This is a genomic window from Paraburkholderia sp. SSBN10T (assembly GCF_056619545.1).
This window is the reverse complement of record NZ_JBWQQI010000001.1, coordinates 44,322-59,960: the sequence shown is the minus strand read 5'-3', so window position 1 is coordinate 59,960 and position 15,639 is coordinate 44,322. Positions and strand designations below refer to the sequence as shown.

Here is a 15,639-nt window from a genome sequence, read left to right as displayed (position 1 = left end):
CGGTAATCCAGGCCAGACCAAAAGTCACGCGATCCCGCCGATTCCAGTCCGAGTCTTAAGAGTGGTTTAAGACTCGAGCCTCATGATCCTCCGGACAATGAAGAAGCCGGAGGTGGATACCATGAACAAGACTGATCACGAAGCGAACGATGCGGCGGCGCCGGCCAAGCGCCCGACCATGCTGCGCCGGCTGCTGAGCCATCACGAACTCGCGACGCTGCTGCTGTTGCTGCATGCGCCGATCGACGCGTTCGCCAAGCCTGAAATTCCGATGCTGCACGAAGCCGGCCTCGTTGAAACCGTCGCCAGCGAAGCCGGTGCGCCGAGCATCCGCTTGACGCCGGAAGGCAATGCTGTGCTGCGCGGCCTCGGCATCCGCTGATCCTGCCGCGAATCCGGGCATCAGCCTAGCCGCGCGGCCGCTCGTCAAGCCTGCCACACCGCGTAACCCGCCTCACGCAAGCCAATCGCCAGCTCCACCTCCATATCCCGCGCCCCGTCGTAGGGCATCGGATTGAACACCTCATACAGTTCCGGCATGAGCCGCAGGCCGTAATCGCGCACATAGCGATTCGCCTGGATATCGGCCTTATGACGGTCGAAACGCAAGTCCGGGTCCAGTCCCGTCATCCCCACATACGCGCACGGCCGCTCGAACCGGTAGTCCGGATTGGCGCGGCGAAAACGCGCCTCGTTCCAGACCTTGTCCGACAACGCGACAACATAGACGTAATAGTGATGACTCGGACGGCGGCGTGCCATGCAATGCGGGCGCTTGGTTGGCCGTGTTAGCTGGCCGTGGTCCCATGCAGCAGCATGCGGTACTCGGTCGGCGTGATGCCGACGGTGGCCTTGAACTGCCGGGTGAAGGCGCTGTGATCCGTATAGCCGCATAGAGCGGCCACGTCCGTGACCTTGTCGTGCGAGACCAGCAGCGCGGTCGCCGCATCCAGCCGCGTTTTCAGCAGCACCTGGCGCGGCGTGAGATGAAACACCTTGTGAAAGTAACGCTCGAGCTGCGCCACCGACATATCCGCCATCGCCGCAAGCTGCTTCAGATTCAGCGGCTGCACATAATTGTCCTGAATGTACTGCACGACCGTCGCGAGCCGGCTATAGGCGGGATGGCTGCCTTCGTCCGCTTTCAGATCGCGCGAAATGCCGGCCAGCCCCACCACCTGCCCCGCCGGATCGCGCAGCGGCTGCTTGCAGGTCAGGCACCAGCCGGGTTGCCGTCCGGGATACAGATGCAGTTCCAGTTGATCGACCATCTGGTTGCCGACGTGGATAATCGCCTTGTCCTGTGCCGTGTAGATGCGCCCGAAGCGGCGCGGGAAGACGTCCTCGGCGGTCTTGCCGAGCAGCGCGGTCTTGTCCTTGTAGCCGCAGCGCGAGGCCAGCGTGCGGTTCACGAGCGCGTAACGCGCGTGGGCGTCCTTGACGAAAAACACGACGTCCGGCATCGCATCGAAAACGGGCTCGAGCAGCGTGAAATGCGACAGCATGCCCGTCAGCGTGGCATCGGCCGGGTCGAGCGGGTGAGCCAGCGTGTTCATCTTGCGTGTCCCGTGCATCCGGTGCAGTGGTCTTGTGCGGTCGATTATAGGGCCGCGCGCGGCGATCAAGAAATCAGCGGTGCGGGCTTACTGCGCCTGCGCCGCGGCGGATTCGTCTGCCTCGATCAGCGTGGCAATTTGCGCCGGATGGAACGGCGGACGCGGCTGCGCCGCCGGCCAGCCGAAATAGGTGCTGGCCGCCGCCCCGCAGATGCGCCCTTGGCATGCGCCCATGCCGCAGCGGGTGTGCAGTTTGGCATCGCGCCAGTGGGAATAGGCGCGCACTTCTGCGATCGTCACGTCTTCGCACCGGCACAGCAGCGTGTCCGCGGGCGGCAGCGCCCGGGCCGCCGCGCCAAGCGTAAACGCCGTTTCGACGTGCTGCGCAAAGCGCTGCCAACGCGCGCGTTGCGCACGCAGCGAGCCCAGATCGTGCGCCACGCCGCTCGCCACCCGTCCCGCTATTTCGCCTTCGGTACGCGCCAACTCCATGCCGCCGATGCCGGTACATTCCCCTGCAGCAAGCACGCCCGCGACCGAAGTCCGCTGCGTTTCGTCGACGAGAATCGCACCGTGTGCGTCGAGCGCACATCCCAGCGCTTGCGCAAGCGTGACGTTCGGCACCAGACCGTAACCGCACGCCACGCGGTCGCAAGCAAGCGTCACCTCGTGCCCGCCGCGCAGGATCGTGACCTGTTCGACCCGGCCGGCGCCACGCGCCTCGCGCACCACGCTTGCGCTCCAGTAACGCAGTCCTAAGAATCCGCGCGTTAGCTGCGCCGCCTGCACCAGCTTTGAAGGCGTCGCCGCGAGCGATGCGGTAAAGCGCGCCAACGAGGCCGCCGAAGCCTGCTCTATCACCGCGACCACCTCGGCGCCTGCGGCGCGCGCCGTAGCGAGCGTCGCCAGCAGCAACGGCCCGCTGCCGGCAATCACAATTCGCTCGCCGCGTACCGGCGTGCCGCCCTTGATCAACGCCTGCAGCGCGCCCGCCCCAGTCACGCCGGGCAGCGTCCAGCCGGCGAACGGCAGCAGCCGCTCGCGGGCGCCAGTCGCGAGAATCAGTTGGCCGTAGCCGATGCGGATGCCACCGCGCTCCGCCGCTTCCAGCAGCAACGCCCGCTCCGCCAAAGGCGCGACCACGCGTACCGAAGACCACACGGTGACGTTCGGATACGCCTGCAGTGCCGCGTAAACCTCGCGCAGCGGCGCCTTCGGCTTCTGCCCCCCCTGCCGCCAGATCTGGCCGCCGACCCGCGGGTTGTCGTCGAGCACGGCAACCCGCGCACCGGACTGCGCCGCCGCGCGAGCGGCATGCAACCCAGCCGGCCCGGCGCCTACCACCACGACGTCATAGTGCTGATTCGTGCTCACACGGGCCCCGTCGTCTGAATGACCTGTCCGTCGCGACAGACGGTCTGGCAGGCCAGCGCATGCACCCGGCCGTCGATGGTGACGCGGCACTCCTGGCAAACTCCCATGCCGCACAAAGCGGCGCGCGGTTGTCCGCTGACGGCGATGCGCGTGCCGCGCAGGCCCGCCAGCGCCAGCGCCGCCACGACCAGGGTGCCGGCCTCGACCTCCACCGTGCGGGAATCGATCGTCACCCGGACCCGCTCGCTCGCGCGATGGCTAGACATGACAGGCTCCCAACGCGAAACGCTGCGGCAAATACGGCTCCAAGGGAATCGGCGCTGCGTCCCCGGCGATCTGCGCTGCGAGCAGCTTCGCCGTGGCAAGCGAGGTGGTCACGCCAAGCCCCTCGTGTCCAACCGCGAGCCACAGGCCGGGCGCCGCGTCGTCGATGCGGCCGATCAGCGGCAAACCATCCGGTGTGGCCGCGCGAAAACCGGTCCAGGCGCGAATCCCGTTGAGTGTCGGCAAGGCAGGCAGATAGCGCGCGGCCCGCCGCAGCATCTGCGCGAGCACGGGCATGTCGACGGCGGGATCGGTCGTATCGAACTGGCGCGACGATCCGATCAGCAACTGGCCGGTCGGCCGCGGTTGCGCATTGAAGGCCACCGAGGTGCCTGCCGCATGATGGGCGCTTTTGATATAGCCGAGTTCAAGCAGTTGATGTCGAATCAGGCCTGGATAGCGGTCAGTGATCAGCAGATGACCCTTCTTCGGCTGAAGCGGCAGCGACGGCACCAGCGTCTGCGCGCCGATCCCATTTGCCACGATCACGTGGGCCGCCGTTTTGCGCTCGCCATCGGCGAGCGTCACGCCATGCGCATCCACGGAGGTCACCTCCGTTTCGAGCCGCACGCGGATGTTGTTGGCCGCAGGCGATTGCGTGAGCAACCATTCGGCCACCGTCGGCGCATAGACGATGCTGTCGTGTTCGATGCGCAGGCCGCCCGCCATGCCCGGCGCAAGCGCCGGTTCGCAGGCTCGCAACGCGGCGCCGTCGAGCAGTTGCGCAGCCACGCCGCGCCCCGCAAACGTCTCGTGCATGGCGCGGGCGGCTTGCCATTCTTCGTCGTCCGCAGCGACCCACAGCGTGCCGCAGCGCGCGAATGCAGCGCGCTCACTCAGTTGCGGCGCGAGCTCGAGCCACAGTTCGCGCGAATAGATGCTCAGCGCAAACTCGGCGGGCGAGTCGTTCATCACGACAATGTGTCCCATGCCAGCCGCCGTCGCACCGCCGCCTATGCCGTGACGGTCAAGCACCTCCACCCGCATGCCGCGCGCCGCCAGTTCCGCCGCGCATGCCGCACCGACAATCCCCGCACCAACGATAACCACATCTGCCATCATGCCGTGCGCAGACCCCACGCGAACGGATCGCGCTCGTCGAAACACAGACGCCCTTCGGCCATGATGTGCGCATGCCCGGTGATGGTCGGCACGACGCTGATGCGCTCGCCATCGGCCTCGCCCATGCGCCGATAGGTGGCTTCGAACACACTGCCGATAATGCTTTCCTGCCGCCACACCGCGCCTTCGGCAAGCTTGCCGTCGGCGGCCAAGCACGCCACCTTGGCGCTGGTGCCGGTGCCGCACGGCGAACGGTCGTAGGCATTGCCTGGACACAGCACGAAGCTGCGGCTATCGACGCCTTCGCGCGAACCGGCCGCGAACAGTTCGATATGGTCGATCAGCGCGCCATCCGCGCCGGTGATGTGCTGGGCGATCAGCGCGTCGCGGATCGCCGAACTGAAGGCGGTCAACTCGGGAATGTGGCGCGCTTCGAGTGTGCGGCCGTGCTCGGCGACGAGGAAAAACCAGTTGCCGCCCCAAGCGATATCGCCGGTCAACGCACCATAACCAGGCACGTCGACACTCACTGCCGCGCGGTACCGATAAGCCGGCACGTTGCGCACCGCGACGCTGCCATCCGGATTGAGCACGGCCTCGACGATGCCGACCGGTGTCTCGATGCGATGCTGCCCCGGGCCGATGCGTCCCATATGGGCGAGCGAAACCACCAGCCCGATTGTGCCGTGTCCACACATGCCGAGGTAGCCGACGTTATTGAAGAAGATCACGCCGGCCGCGCAATCCGCATGGTCCGGCTCGCACAGCAGCGCGCCGACCACCACGTCCGAACCGCGCGGCTCGGTGACGATGCCGGCGCGCCAGTCGTCGAAACGCGTGCGAAACACATCGAGCCGCTCGGCCAGCGTCCCGTTGCCGAGATCCGGACCACCGGACACAACCAGGCGGGTCGGTTCACCGCCGGTGTGCGAATCAATCACGTTCAGGGTTTTCATGCTGCCATCTTAGGAACGCCGGGCCAGCCAGTCTTGGCGTCATTACGCGTGGATTGTGACGATTTCAGCATAATCACCTACACCGTTAACAAGACACAGCAGCGCTCCCGGCGGCCAGCGCGGAGGGCCGTACGTCACGCGCGACCGGCCAGCCGTCCATATGCCAGGAAATAACTTCCGCAATGCTGCGGTCCAGGCAGAAAAAACGCCGTGGGAAAGCCTTATTCAAGCAGCATACGGGATATTTCCGCTGACACCGCTGCACATCGTCTATGCTGAAATCGTCATTTCACACGCGTCGAACACGCAAGACGGCGGCATTTTCCCTGCTTACACTGCGAGCAATCCATCAAACTCAGGAGAGAAGTCGTGGCACACATCTGGGAAGGCGTATTGCCTGCAGTCACTACCAAGTTCAACGCGGATTTCAGCATAGACCGCGCGTGGACCGGGAAAAATATTGAAGCGCAGATCGACGCGGGCGTTGACGGGATCATTGTGTGCGGCTCGCTCGGCGAAGCCTCGACGCTGTCGCTCGACGAAAAACTGGAGGTGCTCGATATCGCAGTGGACGCCGCCAAGGGCCGCGTGCCGGTGCTGCTGACGATCGCGGAAAACAGCACGCTCGACGCGTGCCGCCAGGCCGAGGCGGGCGTGAAGCACGGAGCGGCGGGCTATATGGTGTTGCCGGGCCTGCGCTACCTGTCGGACCGGCGCGAGACACTGCAGCATTTCCGTAGCGTCGCCGCCGCCAGCGCCTTGCCGCTGATGATCTACAACAATCCGCTCGCTTACGGCGTCGATACGACGCCCGAGATGTTCGCCGAACTGGCCGACGAAGCAAAGATTGTCGCCATCAAGGAATCCTGTGGCGACGTCCGCCGGGTCACGGATCTGATCAACGCGGTGGGCGATCGCTACGCGATCCTATGCGGTGTCGACAACCTCGCCATGGAAGCGATCCTGATGGGCGCGCACGGCTGGGTGGCCGGCCTCGTATGCGCGTTTCCGCGCGAGACCGTGGCGATCTACAAGCTCATCAAGGCGGGACGCGTGGAGGAAGCCCGCGCGATTTACCGCTGGTTTGCTCCGCTGCTCGCACTCGATGTCTCGCCGAAGCTGGTGCAGAACATCAAGCTCGCCGAAGCGATGGTGGGACTCGGCACGGAACCGGTGCGCCCGCCGCGTTTGCCGCTCGCCGGCGAGGAGCGCAAGGCGGTCGAAGCGCTGATTCGCCATTCGCTCGAAACGCGCCCAGCATTGCCGCAGTTCTGAGCGAGCGGGACCTGCGAACCTGAGAGCGCCGCGCCGGCGTTGGATCGGGGAGAGCCGCGCTGGCGGCTCACGCAGCGGCAAGACGAGGCCTCGCCACCTGTTTCTCGACCCGTGCGCCCTCGTGCAGGCTCAGCAAGCGGTAGCCGCTCTTATAGACCGGCTGCAGGCGAACGCCGTTTTCCTCGTCGATCTCGAGCAGCAGGCGCAGGCGCGATACGTGACTATCGATGGTGCGGGTGAACTCGCGAAATTCGCGGCCCCACACCATCGCGAAGATATGATCGCGCGACAAGACGCGGCCGATGTTGGCAAAGAACAGCGACGCCAGACGATACTGTGTGCCCGACAACGGCACCGGCTCGCCACGCAACGTGATGAGCTGGCGACGCGCGTCGAAGTGGTACGGGCCGACGTCGAAGCTCGTGACGCTGTACCGCTCCGGATACGCACGCCGCAGCAGCGCCGCAACGCGTTCGCGGAACTCGGCCGGGCGCACCGGCAGCAGTACGTAGTCGTCCGCGCCGGAGGCGAGCGCGCGGACCACGCTCGCCTCCGAACCGTCGCACGAAGCGAACAGTGCCGGCACCCGGTCGCCGCCCACGGCCCGCGCCGATTTCAATACATCGACACCGGACAGACGCACGCCGCTCCAGTCGAGCACAAGCAGATCGACCGTCGAGCGGGCGAGCACCTTCGACATGTTCAGGCCGTCGTCATAAGTCACGCAGCTATGACCGGCTTGCGTCAGAATCTTCTCGATCGACTGGCGTTGCAGAGGGTCGCGCTGAAGGATGGCAATACGCATGAGGGTGGCTCTCAACTAATGGCTCGGACGCGATTCTGGGAGTCGCTCCACCACCTGTATATAGGCGCAGTCCTAATTTGCGCGCAGATCGGCGTCCTCTGACAGACGAGCCCCAAGCTCCCACGCATGCATGCGTTTCGCATGACCTGCCATGGCCAGCTTGCGCGGCTCACGTCGTGCCGCGCAACAGCAAACGCACCTTGGCGGCCGAACCGCCAAAAGCCAAGTTGTTCAATCTAATTAAGCACTTCCGGCGGACCATCCGCTTCGTCGGGTAAAATCCCCGGTTGGCCAAAGTCGTCATCGCGCCTGCCTTATCCCGGCAAGCGCGCCTGTGTGCCGTGCTCTACCCAGCGCTTTCGCACTTCTCGCCAGACGACCGCCGCATTCCACGCGTCGCGCGTGGCTTCCCATTCAATAAAACGACATAGCAATGCAAGCAACAAATCTGGGTGGAGCACAGCAGGCTGTCACCCCACGCACCCTCGGTCCGAGCGACTACAAAACGCTCGGCCTCGCCGCCCTCGGCGGCGCGCTGGAGTTCTACGACTTCATCATCTTCGTGTTCTTCGCCCCGGCGATCGGCCAATTGTTCTTCCCGCAGGCTATCCCCGACTGGCTGCGCCAATTGCAGACCTTCGGCATCTTCGCAGCCGGCTATCTGGCGCGGCCGCTGGGCGGCATCATCATGGCGCACTTCGGCGACCTGCTCGGCCGCAAGCGCATGTTCACCCTGAGCGTGCTGCTGATGTCGGTGCCGACGCTGTTGATGGGCCTCCTGCCCACCTACGCCAGCATCGGCTTGCTGGCGCCGGTGCTGCTGCTGGTGCTGCGCGTGCTGCAAGGCGCGGCGGTGGGCGGCGAAGTGCCGGGCGCGTGGGTATTCGTGTCGGAACACGTGCCGCAGCGTCACATCGGCTATGCCTGCGGCACCCTCACGGCCGGGCTGACGGCGGGTATCCTGCTCGGCTCGCTGGTCGCCTCCGGCGTCAACCGGCATTTCGCACCGGCGGACATCACCGCTTTTGCCTGGCGGGTTCCGTTCCTGCTCGGCGGCGTGTTCGGCCTGTTCTCGGTTTACCTGCGCCGCTGGCTGCATGAAACGCCGGTGTTCGCTGAACTGAAGCAACGCAAGTCGCTCGCCGCGGAAATCCCCTTGAAAGCGGTGATGCGCGACCATGGCCGCGCGGTGATCGTGTCGATGCTGCTGACGTGGATGCTGTCCGCCGCAATCGTCGTCGTGATCCTGATGACGCCGACGCTGCTGCAAAAGCAATTCCATATCGCCCCCGCCACCGCCCTGCTTGCCAACGGCGTGGCGACGCTGTGCCTGACGCTCGGCTGCGTGGTCGCCGGCTCGATCGCGGGACGCATCGGCGCGGGACGCACGCTGTTTATCGGCGGCCTTGCGCTGGCCGCAGCGTACTACGTGATGTTCGCGCAACTCGCCGTCGATCCTGCCAAGCTGCTGCCGCTCTATGCGTTGACGGGGTTCCTCGTCGGCGTGATCGGCGCAGTGCCGTTCGTGATGGTGAAGGCGTTTCCGGCCGCGGTGCGCTTCTCGGGCATCTCGTTCTCGTATAACGTCGCCTATGCCGTGTTCGGCGGCCTCACGCCGATCGTCGTCTCGCTGATGATGAAGTCGAACCCGATGGCGCCCGCGCTGTATGTCGGCGCCGTGTGCGTGCTGGGTGCGCTGACCACGTTCTTCATCAAGGATGCGCCGCAGGCGCAATCGTCGGTTCGCTAGTCGCGTCGGCGATTCAGAGCCACTCACTGCTCGCGCAAGCGCCGGGCTAATCCAGGCCCGGCTCCACTCCTGCGCCGTAACAGACTCGCTTGCGCTTGCCCGCAACATCGATACTTCTCGCCGCATCGAAACGTCGCGTGCCCGGCATGGCTACGATGTCTCTCATGTGGTGACGCTCAATCGAAACCTGAGCGCGAGCAGCACTGACGCTGCTCCTTAGCGCCAGCAATATCTCAACTCAAATTTTTGACACTGCGAGCCCCTCCTTCAAGGAGGACCGGATGTTGTCCACCGAGAACGTTGCTCAGATTCTCAATGTGTCTCGCCCCCATGTCGTCAAGCTAGCGGATTCGGGCAAGCTCGGTGCGATCGAGAAAACGGAGGGCGGGCAACGTCGAATTCGGGCTGCCGCAGTAGAAGCCTATCGCAGCGAGCGACAATCCCAAAGCCGCAAGGCGCTCGAGAACCTCGCGGCAAGCTCGGAAGAAAGCCGCCGCTACGATGCGACGGCGGGCCAAACCGACGGAAAGGATGAGCCGACATGATCGCAGTTATGCTAAGCCTTCGCGCGAGACCGTCGCGGAGGGAGGCGGATTGCAGCGGTCGTGATCGTGCACGCACTTCACCAAGCCATGCCGCGCTCCCCTCCCTTCCCTCGCACCGCCAGCCTTCCGTAGGCAAAATCCTGCTCAGATGCCGGAAAGGCGCGCTTAGATGCGCGACATCTTACTAGCTAGAGTCGCGGGATGATTTCGGCGGTCGTTGAGCAGATCGAGCGACTCGAGCCTAATTCGCACTGCGCTTCGCGAAACACCATATCGCTCCATCAGTCGCGCCGTTACAAAATCGTAGTTCTGCAAATTGCACGGCTGGTCGTCGAGATAAAGCATTCCGAACCCTTTGTCCCAAACGCCAATGTTCCGAAGCAGTCGTCGGAAGTCTTCAATAATGTGCTGTCTTGGCATTAGAAGGCTTGCGGCCATATAGTTGGCCTGAAATTCGAGACGAGTTAATCCTGTCTCATCAACTCCGCCGCCAAGCGGCAAAACGAAGTCATCGTTGTCGCAGGCCTCTCTGACCAAGTACCGTCCGTGGTCCAGAAGATGATGAGCCATCTCGTGTGCAAGCGTGAAACGCTCGCGTCCACGGTTAGGCTCTGATTGTGCATAAATCTCGATTGTTAACGGATCGAACACGATTCGCCCTAAGGATTTCGCGCCTTTGCCCGAGCTAGGCGCGGGAACATTGAGACGCAAACTCAACCCGAATCGACGCGCTTCCCGCTCGCATAATTCTTCCAATGAAACCTCGCCACCACGATAACCGAGACCCGACAAAATAGCTGCACTCCCTCCTTCCATGGATTCTTTTGTCACAAACGCGATAGAGGTCGTTGTGTCGTTCCGTCTGTTAACGATCTCGTTCAAGCAATTGGCGCCGTCATCTGCTGCGCCAATGGTCAAGTCGCTCAAAAAATCCCAAAGCGAGTTGGTCGACAAGTTTGGACCTTGCAGGTACAAGTCGAATGACGTGCTTTGAAAGGTTGAGCTGATCAACCCTTCTTCTACGTCTGAGCCGGATACGGCGTCGGCTCGGATAGATGCCGACGGCGAGCGCCTTAGTTCCCACTTGAAATTCTCGGCGCTGAAATAGCGAAGTAGCCCAATACCTTTGGCTTTTGCAAATTCGCGAGCGCCGGATTGGAAAGGCGCTGTGCTGGCAATGATTCCCTTTGCGTTCGCAGCCCCAACCTGCTGAAGTTTTGAGAAAAATTCCTCGGCGTCGTCAACAGGGACCGGATGGCTGTAGTTCTTGCACTCAATCAAGATCAGCATCGAGTATTCGTCCGCACCCGGTAGATAGGCCTCAATCGAGATATCGAAGACGATGTTCGAGCAGCGGTCTCGTGAGTAGTACCCTTTCTTGGCGAAAACCTTGCAGTGCTGCTTCCCGAAAAAAAATCGGTCAGCGTCTATCTCGGCTTGCACGAGGTCGAAAATGCGTTTTTCGAGTTCATTGCCAACCTGGGTTGTGCTTTTCTGAGTGCTCATTTGCGGTGACTTTTCTGCGATCGGGTCTCGCAAACGCTGGCGAGTGCCTTTTTGTGGCTTGTCGGTTGTGCACGGACTACGAGTCTGCACCGGTTGCAATGCGGACGCGGTATGTGGAACCACTCGTCCAGAGGCGAAAGCGCAATGAAGGTTGGCCTCCCAAGTGGATGCCAGGTAGAGATTAACGCAGTGACGGCTGTGCATGGATGGGTGCACGAGTACTTGGCACTTGAGCCCCGACCAGCACGGCGACCCGACAATCCATCCGTATACCCATTGAGGCCTTCTGCAGCCGCTTGAGCAAGGACCTTGCGATCGCGGTCGAGTCCGACATCAAACACGCAGCGTCATCGCCGCTCGATGCCTGCAGGCAGCGTCAGTCGATTGTGACTCCCGGCTCCTCCACAAGACCGAGCTCTTCCAGACGGATTGCCATCGCCGTATTCGACAGGCCGAACGTCGCAGCTAGTGACTGAAAGCGATTTCCTGAGCCAAACTGCGTCGCCGCTGCTACGGCCCGCGACAGACCCCGAGAACCGGTACCCGAAGTGCGCATCAGTTCATCAGCATCCTTGCCCTTCAGGGCAAACGCTACGCCGTCTGTGAGGTAAAGCGGCTTTTGCCCAAATTTGGTCGCGTATGCTTTTCGCACGATATCGTCTGGAGCCAGGAAGATGCCAGCAAAGTAGTTCGCCTCTCGCTCCTGCTTATCGAGTCCGACGGAACTGCCATCCAGCGGTCGATCCCGATGCAAGGTCATGCCGGAACCCACGTGCAGGAAATAGTGCCCGAGTTCGTGAGCACCCGTGAAGCGACGCACCTCATATGAGAACTTCGGCGAGACACGGATGACTCCACGCTGCGGATCGAACAGACCGGCGACTTCGTAACGGTCTTTTCCGATACCATGAACCCCGAGAGGCGTGCTTTCGTCGTACTCGATGCAATGCACGCTGGCAGCGTGGTCAGGCCGAAAAAGCTGAAGCACCGTCGGCACCGTACTATGTGTGGTTTTCGCGCGCTGGTAAATCTCGAACCGCGCCGCGTACGCGATCTTGTCGATCGCCTTCTTGTCGATCTTTTCCATTGAGGGGCCTCCCATCATTATAAGAACGAATATATTCCACAATATCTGGTATGTAAAGCCACATACGGCACAAATTGTAGTACCCTGCGGGAAAGACCGATTTGCCAGCTAAAAGTCCTTGTCCGAGGAGACAAATCAGGAACCGGCCACTCGCACTCTCCTTCCCGTGCCGTTTCTACACCGACTAGTTGCCATGCCCTCGGATGCAGCGGTACGAATACCCATTACTGAGCCCCCGCGCAGATCCCGCCGCGCGCGATTCGCGCACCGGCCCCCTGCCTTGGGTATTTGGCGGCAAACCGATCAAACTCACGTGACCTAGTCGTCCGGATCGGGATCCGGCGGCAATGGTGCGGGAGTTGGCGTGGGCTCGGGAGTCGGGAGCGGCTCAGGAGCTGGCGTGGGAAACGGCTCCGGTGTGTTTGGTGCAGGGGTGGGTTCTGGCGGCTCGACAGGTTGCCCGACGCCTGAATCGTCGCCTAGACTCGCAGGCGGCTCGTAATTGGAAGAATCTTGGTCTCGATACTCTGGACCGCCCGGGAGATCGTAGCCTGAGCCGTCAGACGGGTTAATCGTCATGGTCATGGTCATGACCGGTCCACCGTAGCTACTGTCGCCGCCGAAAGTCACAGTGTCGTAATCGCCACCACCGGGCATGAAGGAAGCGGAGCCCAAATCTACGAGTCCGTTTCCGGGAAAATAACTCCGAGCCAAACCTCCTGATCCAGCCGCGCCACTTCTCGGGGACGATGGCGTCCCATTGTCGAATATATGGTGGTACTCGGAGGATACGTCGTCGACCGTGCCGAAGACACCGGTGACTGCCTTCCCTACCAGAATGTTTGTCTCTCGAGACGCTTCGCCAGTCAATATCTCGCGAAGATCGGCCGCTGTCGCCAGATCCCGAAGATCAACAGCGGTAGAGAGAATCCGGGATCCTTGCAACGGGTCGTCGTGAGGCGAAACGAAAATACTGAGCAACGCGCTAGACATACCCACTGGGGAAGTCATCGCGGGCATTACATCCGCAAACGCAGAGAGCCCTCCAAGGTAGCGCTCGTCACCGAACGCCGCCAATCCTGCAGCGATAACCAAGGCGGGAAGCGCTGCGGCAGACAACCCAAACGTCAAGGCTACGGCCGCCGAAACTTCAGCCGCTCCGGCCGCACCGGCACCTGCGACAGCTCCATAGGTCGCCCAAACCGCAACGCCATCCCAGAATGCCTCGAGCCCAAGCGTCGTCGCGACTTTGCCACGGGATTTTTCCATGGCACGCTATGCTGTTGACGCGAAAGAGCCGCGAATACGTAGATGAAGAATGAACCCCCCTATGATGGTCGAGATTTTGATGGGAGCAGTGCCTGGATACCAAACAACCGCATTTGGATCAACCGAGATACTCCATGATCCAGACAGCGGATCAACGTTCCGGCAGGCCGGATCTGCTACCACCGGTGGCTCCGCATCACCTGTGGCGTTCCCTTGAATCCTGACGTTCGTAAGTAGTACGGGCGGCCGTGAGTACGGCTTCGAACTTGCGTCGACCTGCGGCGGAGTCTGAATCATGGCGTTCAGCCTGGCAAGTTTCGGCAACTCATACGCCGACGCAGCAGAGTTCTTTGCAGCAGGCGTTGTGGATGACTGCATAGCACCCGAGTACTCGACGGGAAGCTCGTCGTCTAGTGCATGAACCACGGAAAGTCCAACGCCGACGACGCGCAGTGCCGTTAAGGTTGTCGCGAATGGAAGCATATCCCTAGTGAGCTTGAAGGGAACAGAACCCCCGTCTTTGTCATTGATAGCTTTCAGGGCGTCCGCACTGATTGCCGGCGCAGCCCCCCTGACGGATGGAGCGGATAGCGCGATTGAAACGATAACCTCTGTCTCATTCATCGCGCGCCGTTCGAGCACGCGCATCACCGTTCGGGTCCACAAGACGAGTGCGTCAAGAACGTCCGGCGTGCGCACCTTGGTCGGCGTCGGAATGAGTCCCGACACCCAAGCCGTCACTGGACGCGAGTCGCCAGGCTTCGTAAACAAAGGAATAAGCGCGGGGAATGAGCCGCCGTCGAAGCGTTGCAGCTGGGAGATATTGAGTACACTTTTCAGACCAAGGCTCGCACAATATAGTTTCTGATATGCATCAGTCAGATCCTCGTACAGGAACGCTAGCAGCCGAAGGTATCTCTCTGCGAAGTTCGAAGCCGAACCTGGGGAGAGGTAACGCGTGTAGTCAGCGAGTTGAAGGTCGGTACCGATATTGAATTGCCTTGTGAGCACCTCGGTCCGAAGCGTATCTTTTTTTCCCTGCAGCATCGCTTCCTGAGCGTTACCGCTGGCCTGGATGGAAAGACCCAGCAATTGCTTCTCAAGCAAAAAATGCGGATGAAAAGCCTCACTAGCCTTCGATTGCGCGTCGAACTCGATTTCAGCTACATCTGTCGCATTCGACAGGCGAAGGAAATTTCGCTGTAGAGGTACAGCCTGCAGAAATGCCAGATAGCTCATCGCAACGCGAATGCCGCTCGTTTCGCAGGTTCCCATTTCTCTGCGAAGAGTCAGGCAACGATCGAGAAGTGACGACGCACTTCTTAAAAGTCCCTCAAAAAGCTGTGGCTCAAACGGCACCCGTTTTGGGTCAACACCTAATCCCTTTTGAATCGCGGCGCCGCCGTTGCCGACAACCGTTACGGTATGTGTGTCAAATGAGCCATCAAACGTACGAAGCCACGCATGAATCGGGTCATCTGGATGCGCGGCATGGTGAAGTCCCTTGGCGAGCGCTTGTTTCGAAGCGTTAAAGGTCTGTGGATGAACCGCACCAAGCAGTCCGGAAGCCGATTTTCCACCGAGACGATCTTCGGTGAAAGGTGCTATTTTGGGGTCCGGGGAAACCTTGATGTTGACCGGTGGAGCGGGCTCAGACGCTCCACCGGGGGTACTGGCACCGGACTCAGATGTCGTCATGGCAGAAGCCTCGCTGGACGCCGCCGCAGCGACGACACCCGCAGCTTTAAGAAACCCCCGACGGTCTGGCATGGGATGCCTCCACGGCGCTTCGTATTGGTTATTACTCGCCTGAATCAGCGAACTGAAACATAGGTCACTCGTACGTGCGAGTCAAATGGAGCATTTGCTTATGGAACTGAGCGATAACAGTTTTGTACTCCGGGCATGTTCAGCTGCAACTGCTACAACCTTGCGCTTCAATCTCTCAGTCTTCTCTGGGGTTTCACCTGCCCCTCCTAAGTACTATCACTGCTTATTCGTATCGCCCGTCCGATCCGAACTTAAATTTCCGTTTTTTTCTGTCTTGCTTCCTTGCACTCAGCAAAGTTCTAACTTAAGGTGTCAGCTAGATTGTGCGCCGATTTGGGTGCCGAAACACGTGAGAGTTTC

The 15,639-nt window shown here is 61.6% G+C and carries 15 protein-coding genes; 4 read left to right on the top strand and 11 right to left on the bottom strand.

Translation table 11 applies throughout. The features are described 5' to 3' along the window. Positions 1-121: 121 nt before the first annotated feature. Positions 122-382 (top strand): hypothetical protein, encoded by a 261-nt coding sequence (locus AC1ECK_RS00250; protein WP_480314728.1) that lies wholly within the window; start codon positions 122-124, stop codon positions 380-382. A gap of 44 nt (positions 383-426) precedes the next feature. Here the strand turns inward: AC1ECK_RS00250 and AC1ECK_RS00245 are convergent, their stop codons facing one another. The 6 genes from AC1ECK_RS00245 to AC1ECK_RS00220 all read right to left on the bottom strand — a co-directional run bounded on the left by AC1ECK_RS00245 (position 427) and on the right by AC1ECK_RS00220 (position 5,272). After that, positions 427-762, bottom strand: coding sequence for a hypothetical protein (locus AC1ECK_RS00245; protein WP_480314726.1), 336 nt, complete (start codon positions 760-762; stop codon positions 427-429). 26 nt (positions 763-788) lie between these two features. Further along, positions 789-1,556 (bottom strand): PAS domain-containing protein, encoded by a 768-nt coding sequence (locus tag AC1ECK_RS00240; protein WP_480314724.1) that lies wholly within the window; start codon positions 1,554-1,556, stop codon positions 789-791. Between the two features lie 87 nt (positions 1,557-1,643). Then, positions 1,644-2,930, bottom strand: coding sequence for an FAD-dependent oxidoreductase (locus AC1ECK_RS00235; protein WP_480314722.1), 1,287 nt, complete (start codon positions 2,928-2,930; stop codon positions 1,644-1,646). Beyond that, on the bottom strand, positions 2,927-3,196 hold the full coding sequence (locus tag AC1ECK_RS00230; RefSeq protein WP_480314720.1) for a (2Fe-2S)-binding protein: 270 nt from the start codon (positions 3,194-3,196) through the stop codon (positions 2,927-2,929). The genes AC1ECK_RS00235 and AC1ECK_RS00230 overlap by 4 nt, the downstream gene beginning before the upstream one ends. After that, positions 3,189-4,316, bottom strand: a complete 1,128-nt coding sequence (locus AC1ECK_RS00225) for an NAD(P)/FAD-dependent oxidoreductase (RefSeq protein WP_480314718.1) — start codon at positions 4,314-4,316, stop codon at positions 3,189-3,191. The genes AC1ECK_RS00230 and AC1ECK_RS00225 overlap by 8 nt, the downstream gene beginning before the upstream one ends. Further along, positions 4,313-5,272 (bottom strand): 4-hydroxyproline epimerase, encoded by a 960-nt coding sequence (locus tag AC1ECK_RS00220; protein ID WP_480314717.1) that lies wholly within the window; start codon positions 5,270-5,272, stop codon positions 4,313-4,315. The genes AC1ECK_RS00225 and AC1ECK_RS00220 overlap by 4 nt, the downstream gene beginning before the upstream one ends. 369 nt (positions 5,273-5,641) lie before the next feature. Between AC1ECK_RS00220 and AC1ECK_RS00215 the strand changes: the two genes are divergently transcribed. Then, entirely contained in the window at positions 5,642-6,547 is a 906-nt protein-coding gene (locus AC1ECK_RS00215; protein ID WP_480314715.1) for a dihydrodipicolinate synthase family protein, read from the top strand. Positions 6,548-6,614: 67 nt separating this feature from the next. On the opposite strand, the gene AC1ECK_RS00210 is transcribed toward AC1ECK_RS00215, so the two are convergent. Beyond that, the gene (locus AC1ECK_RS00210; protein WP_480314713.1) at positions 6,615-7,352 is read right to left on the bottom strand and encodes a response regulator transcription factor; all 738 of its coding nucleotides are present in this window, start codon (positions 7,350-7,352) and stop codon (positions 6,615-6,617) included. Positions 7,353-7,785: 433 nt separating this feature from the next. On the opposite strand from AC1ECK_RS00210, the gene AC1ECK_RS00205 reads away from it, so the two are divergent. Further along, the gene (locus tag AC1ECK_RS00205; protein WP_480314711.1) at positions 7,786-9,102 is read left to right on the top strand and encodes an MFS transporter; all 1,317 of its coding nucleotides are present in this window, start codon (positions 7,786-7,788) and stop codon (positions 9,100-9,102) included. 281 nt (positions 9,103-9,383) lie between these two features. Next, positions 9,384-9,647, top strand: a complete 264-nt coding sequence (locus AC1ECK_RS00200; RefSeq protein ID WP_480314709.1) for a helix-turn-helix domain-containing protein — start codon at positions 9,384-9,386, stop codon at positions 9,645-9,647. 165 nt (positions 9,648-9,812) lie between these two features. Here AC1ECK_RS00200 and AC1ECK_RS00195 read toward each other — a convergent pair whose 3' ends face one another. The 4 genes from AC1ECK_RS00195 to AC1ECK_RS00180 all read right to left on the bottom strand — a co-directional run bounded on the left by AC1ECK_RS00195 (position 9,813) and on the right by AC1ECK_RS00180 (position 15,207). After that, on the bottom strand, positions 9,813-11,153 hold the full coding sequence (locus AC1ECK_RS00195; protein ID WP_480314707.1) for an ImmA/IrrE family metallo-endopeptidase: 1,341 nt from the start codon (positions 11,151-11,153) through the stop codon (positions 9,813-9,815). A 376-nt stretch (positions 11,154-11,529) separates the two neighbouring features. Next, entirely contained in the window at positions 11,530-12,240 is a 711-nt protein-coding gene (locus tag AC1ECK_RS00190; RefSeq protein ID WP_480314705.1) for an ImmA/IrrE family metallo-endopeptidase, read from the bottom strand. 318 nt (positions 12,241-12,558) lie between these two features. Continuing rightward, complete coding sequence (locus AC1ECK_RS00185; protein WP_480314703.1) at positions 12,559-13,509, bottom strand: hypothetical protein; 951 nt, start codon at positions 13,507-13,509, stop codon at positions 12,559-12,561. Between the two features lie 6 nt (positions 13,510-13,515). Further along, positions 13,516-15,207 (bottom strand): hypothetical protein, encoded by a 1,692-nt coding sequence (locus AC1ECK_RS00180; RefSeq protein ID WP_480314701.1) that lies wholly within the window; start codon positions 15,205-15,207, stop codon positions 13,516-13,518. Between the last annotated feature and the right edge of the window lie 432 nt (positions 15,208-15,639).

What these genes read in the sequence shown, in the direction of transcription:
- AC1ECK_RS00250 (WP_480314728.1), top strand. Translation starts at nt 122, where the DNA reads ATGAACAAGACTGATCACGAAGCGAACGATGCGGCGGCGCCGGCCAAG.
- AC1ECK_RS00245 (WP_480314726.1), bottom strand. Translation starts at nt 762, where the DNA reads ATGGCACGCCGCCGTCCGAGTCATCACTATTACGTCTATGTTGTCGCG.
- AC1ECK_RS00240 (WP_480314724.1), bottom strand. Translation starts at nt 1,556, where the DNA reads ATGAACACGCTGGCTCACCCGCTCGACCCGGCCGATGCCACGCTGACG.
- AC1ECK_RS00230 (WP_480314720.1), bottom strand. Translation starts at nt 3,196, where the DNA reads ATGTCTAGCCATCGCGCGAGCGAGCGGGTCCGGGTGACGATCGATTCC.
- AC1ECK_RS00225 (WP_480314718.1), bottom strand. Translation starts at nt 4,316, where the DNA reads ATGATGGCAGATGTGGTTATCGTTGGTGCGGGGATTGTCGGTGCGGCA.
- AC1ECK_RS00220 (WP_480314717.1), bottom strand. Translation starts at nt 5,272, where the DNA reads ATGAAAACCCTGAACGTGATTGATTCGCACACCGGCGGTGAACCGACC.
- AC1ECK_RS00210 (WP_480314713.1), bottom strand. Translation starts at nt 7,352, where the DNA reads ATGCGTATTGCCATCCTTCAGCGCGACCCTCTGCAACGCCAGTCGATC.
- AC1ECK_RS00205 (WP_480314711.1), top strand. Translation starts at nt 7,786, where the DNA reads ATGCAAGCAACAAATCTGGGTGGAGCACAGCAGGCTGTCACCCCACGC.
- AC1ECK_RS00200 (WP_480314709.1), top strand. Translation starts at nt 9,384, where the DNA reads ATGTTGTCCACCGAGAACGTTGCTCAGATTCTCAATGTGTCTCGCCCC.
- AC1ECK_RS00195 (WP_480314707.1), bottom strand. Translation starts at nt 11,153, where the DNA reads ATGAGCACTCAGAAAAGCACAACCCAGGTTGGCAATGAACTCGAAAAA.
- AC1ECK_RS00190 (WP_480314705.1), bottom strand. Translation starts at nt 12,240, where the DNA reads ATGGAAAAGATCGACAAGAAGGCGATCGACAAGATCGCGTACGCGGCG.
- AC1ECK_RS00185 (WP_480314703.1), bottom strand. Translation starts at nt 13,509, where the DNA reads ATGGAAAAATCCCGTGGCAAAGTCGCGACGACGCTTGGGCTCGAGGCA.
- AC1ECK_RS00180 (WP_480314701.1), bottom strand. Translation starts at nt 15,207, where the DNA reads ATGACGACATCTGAGTCCGGTGCCAGTACCCCCGGTGGAGCGTCTGAG.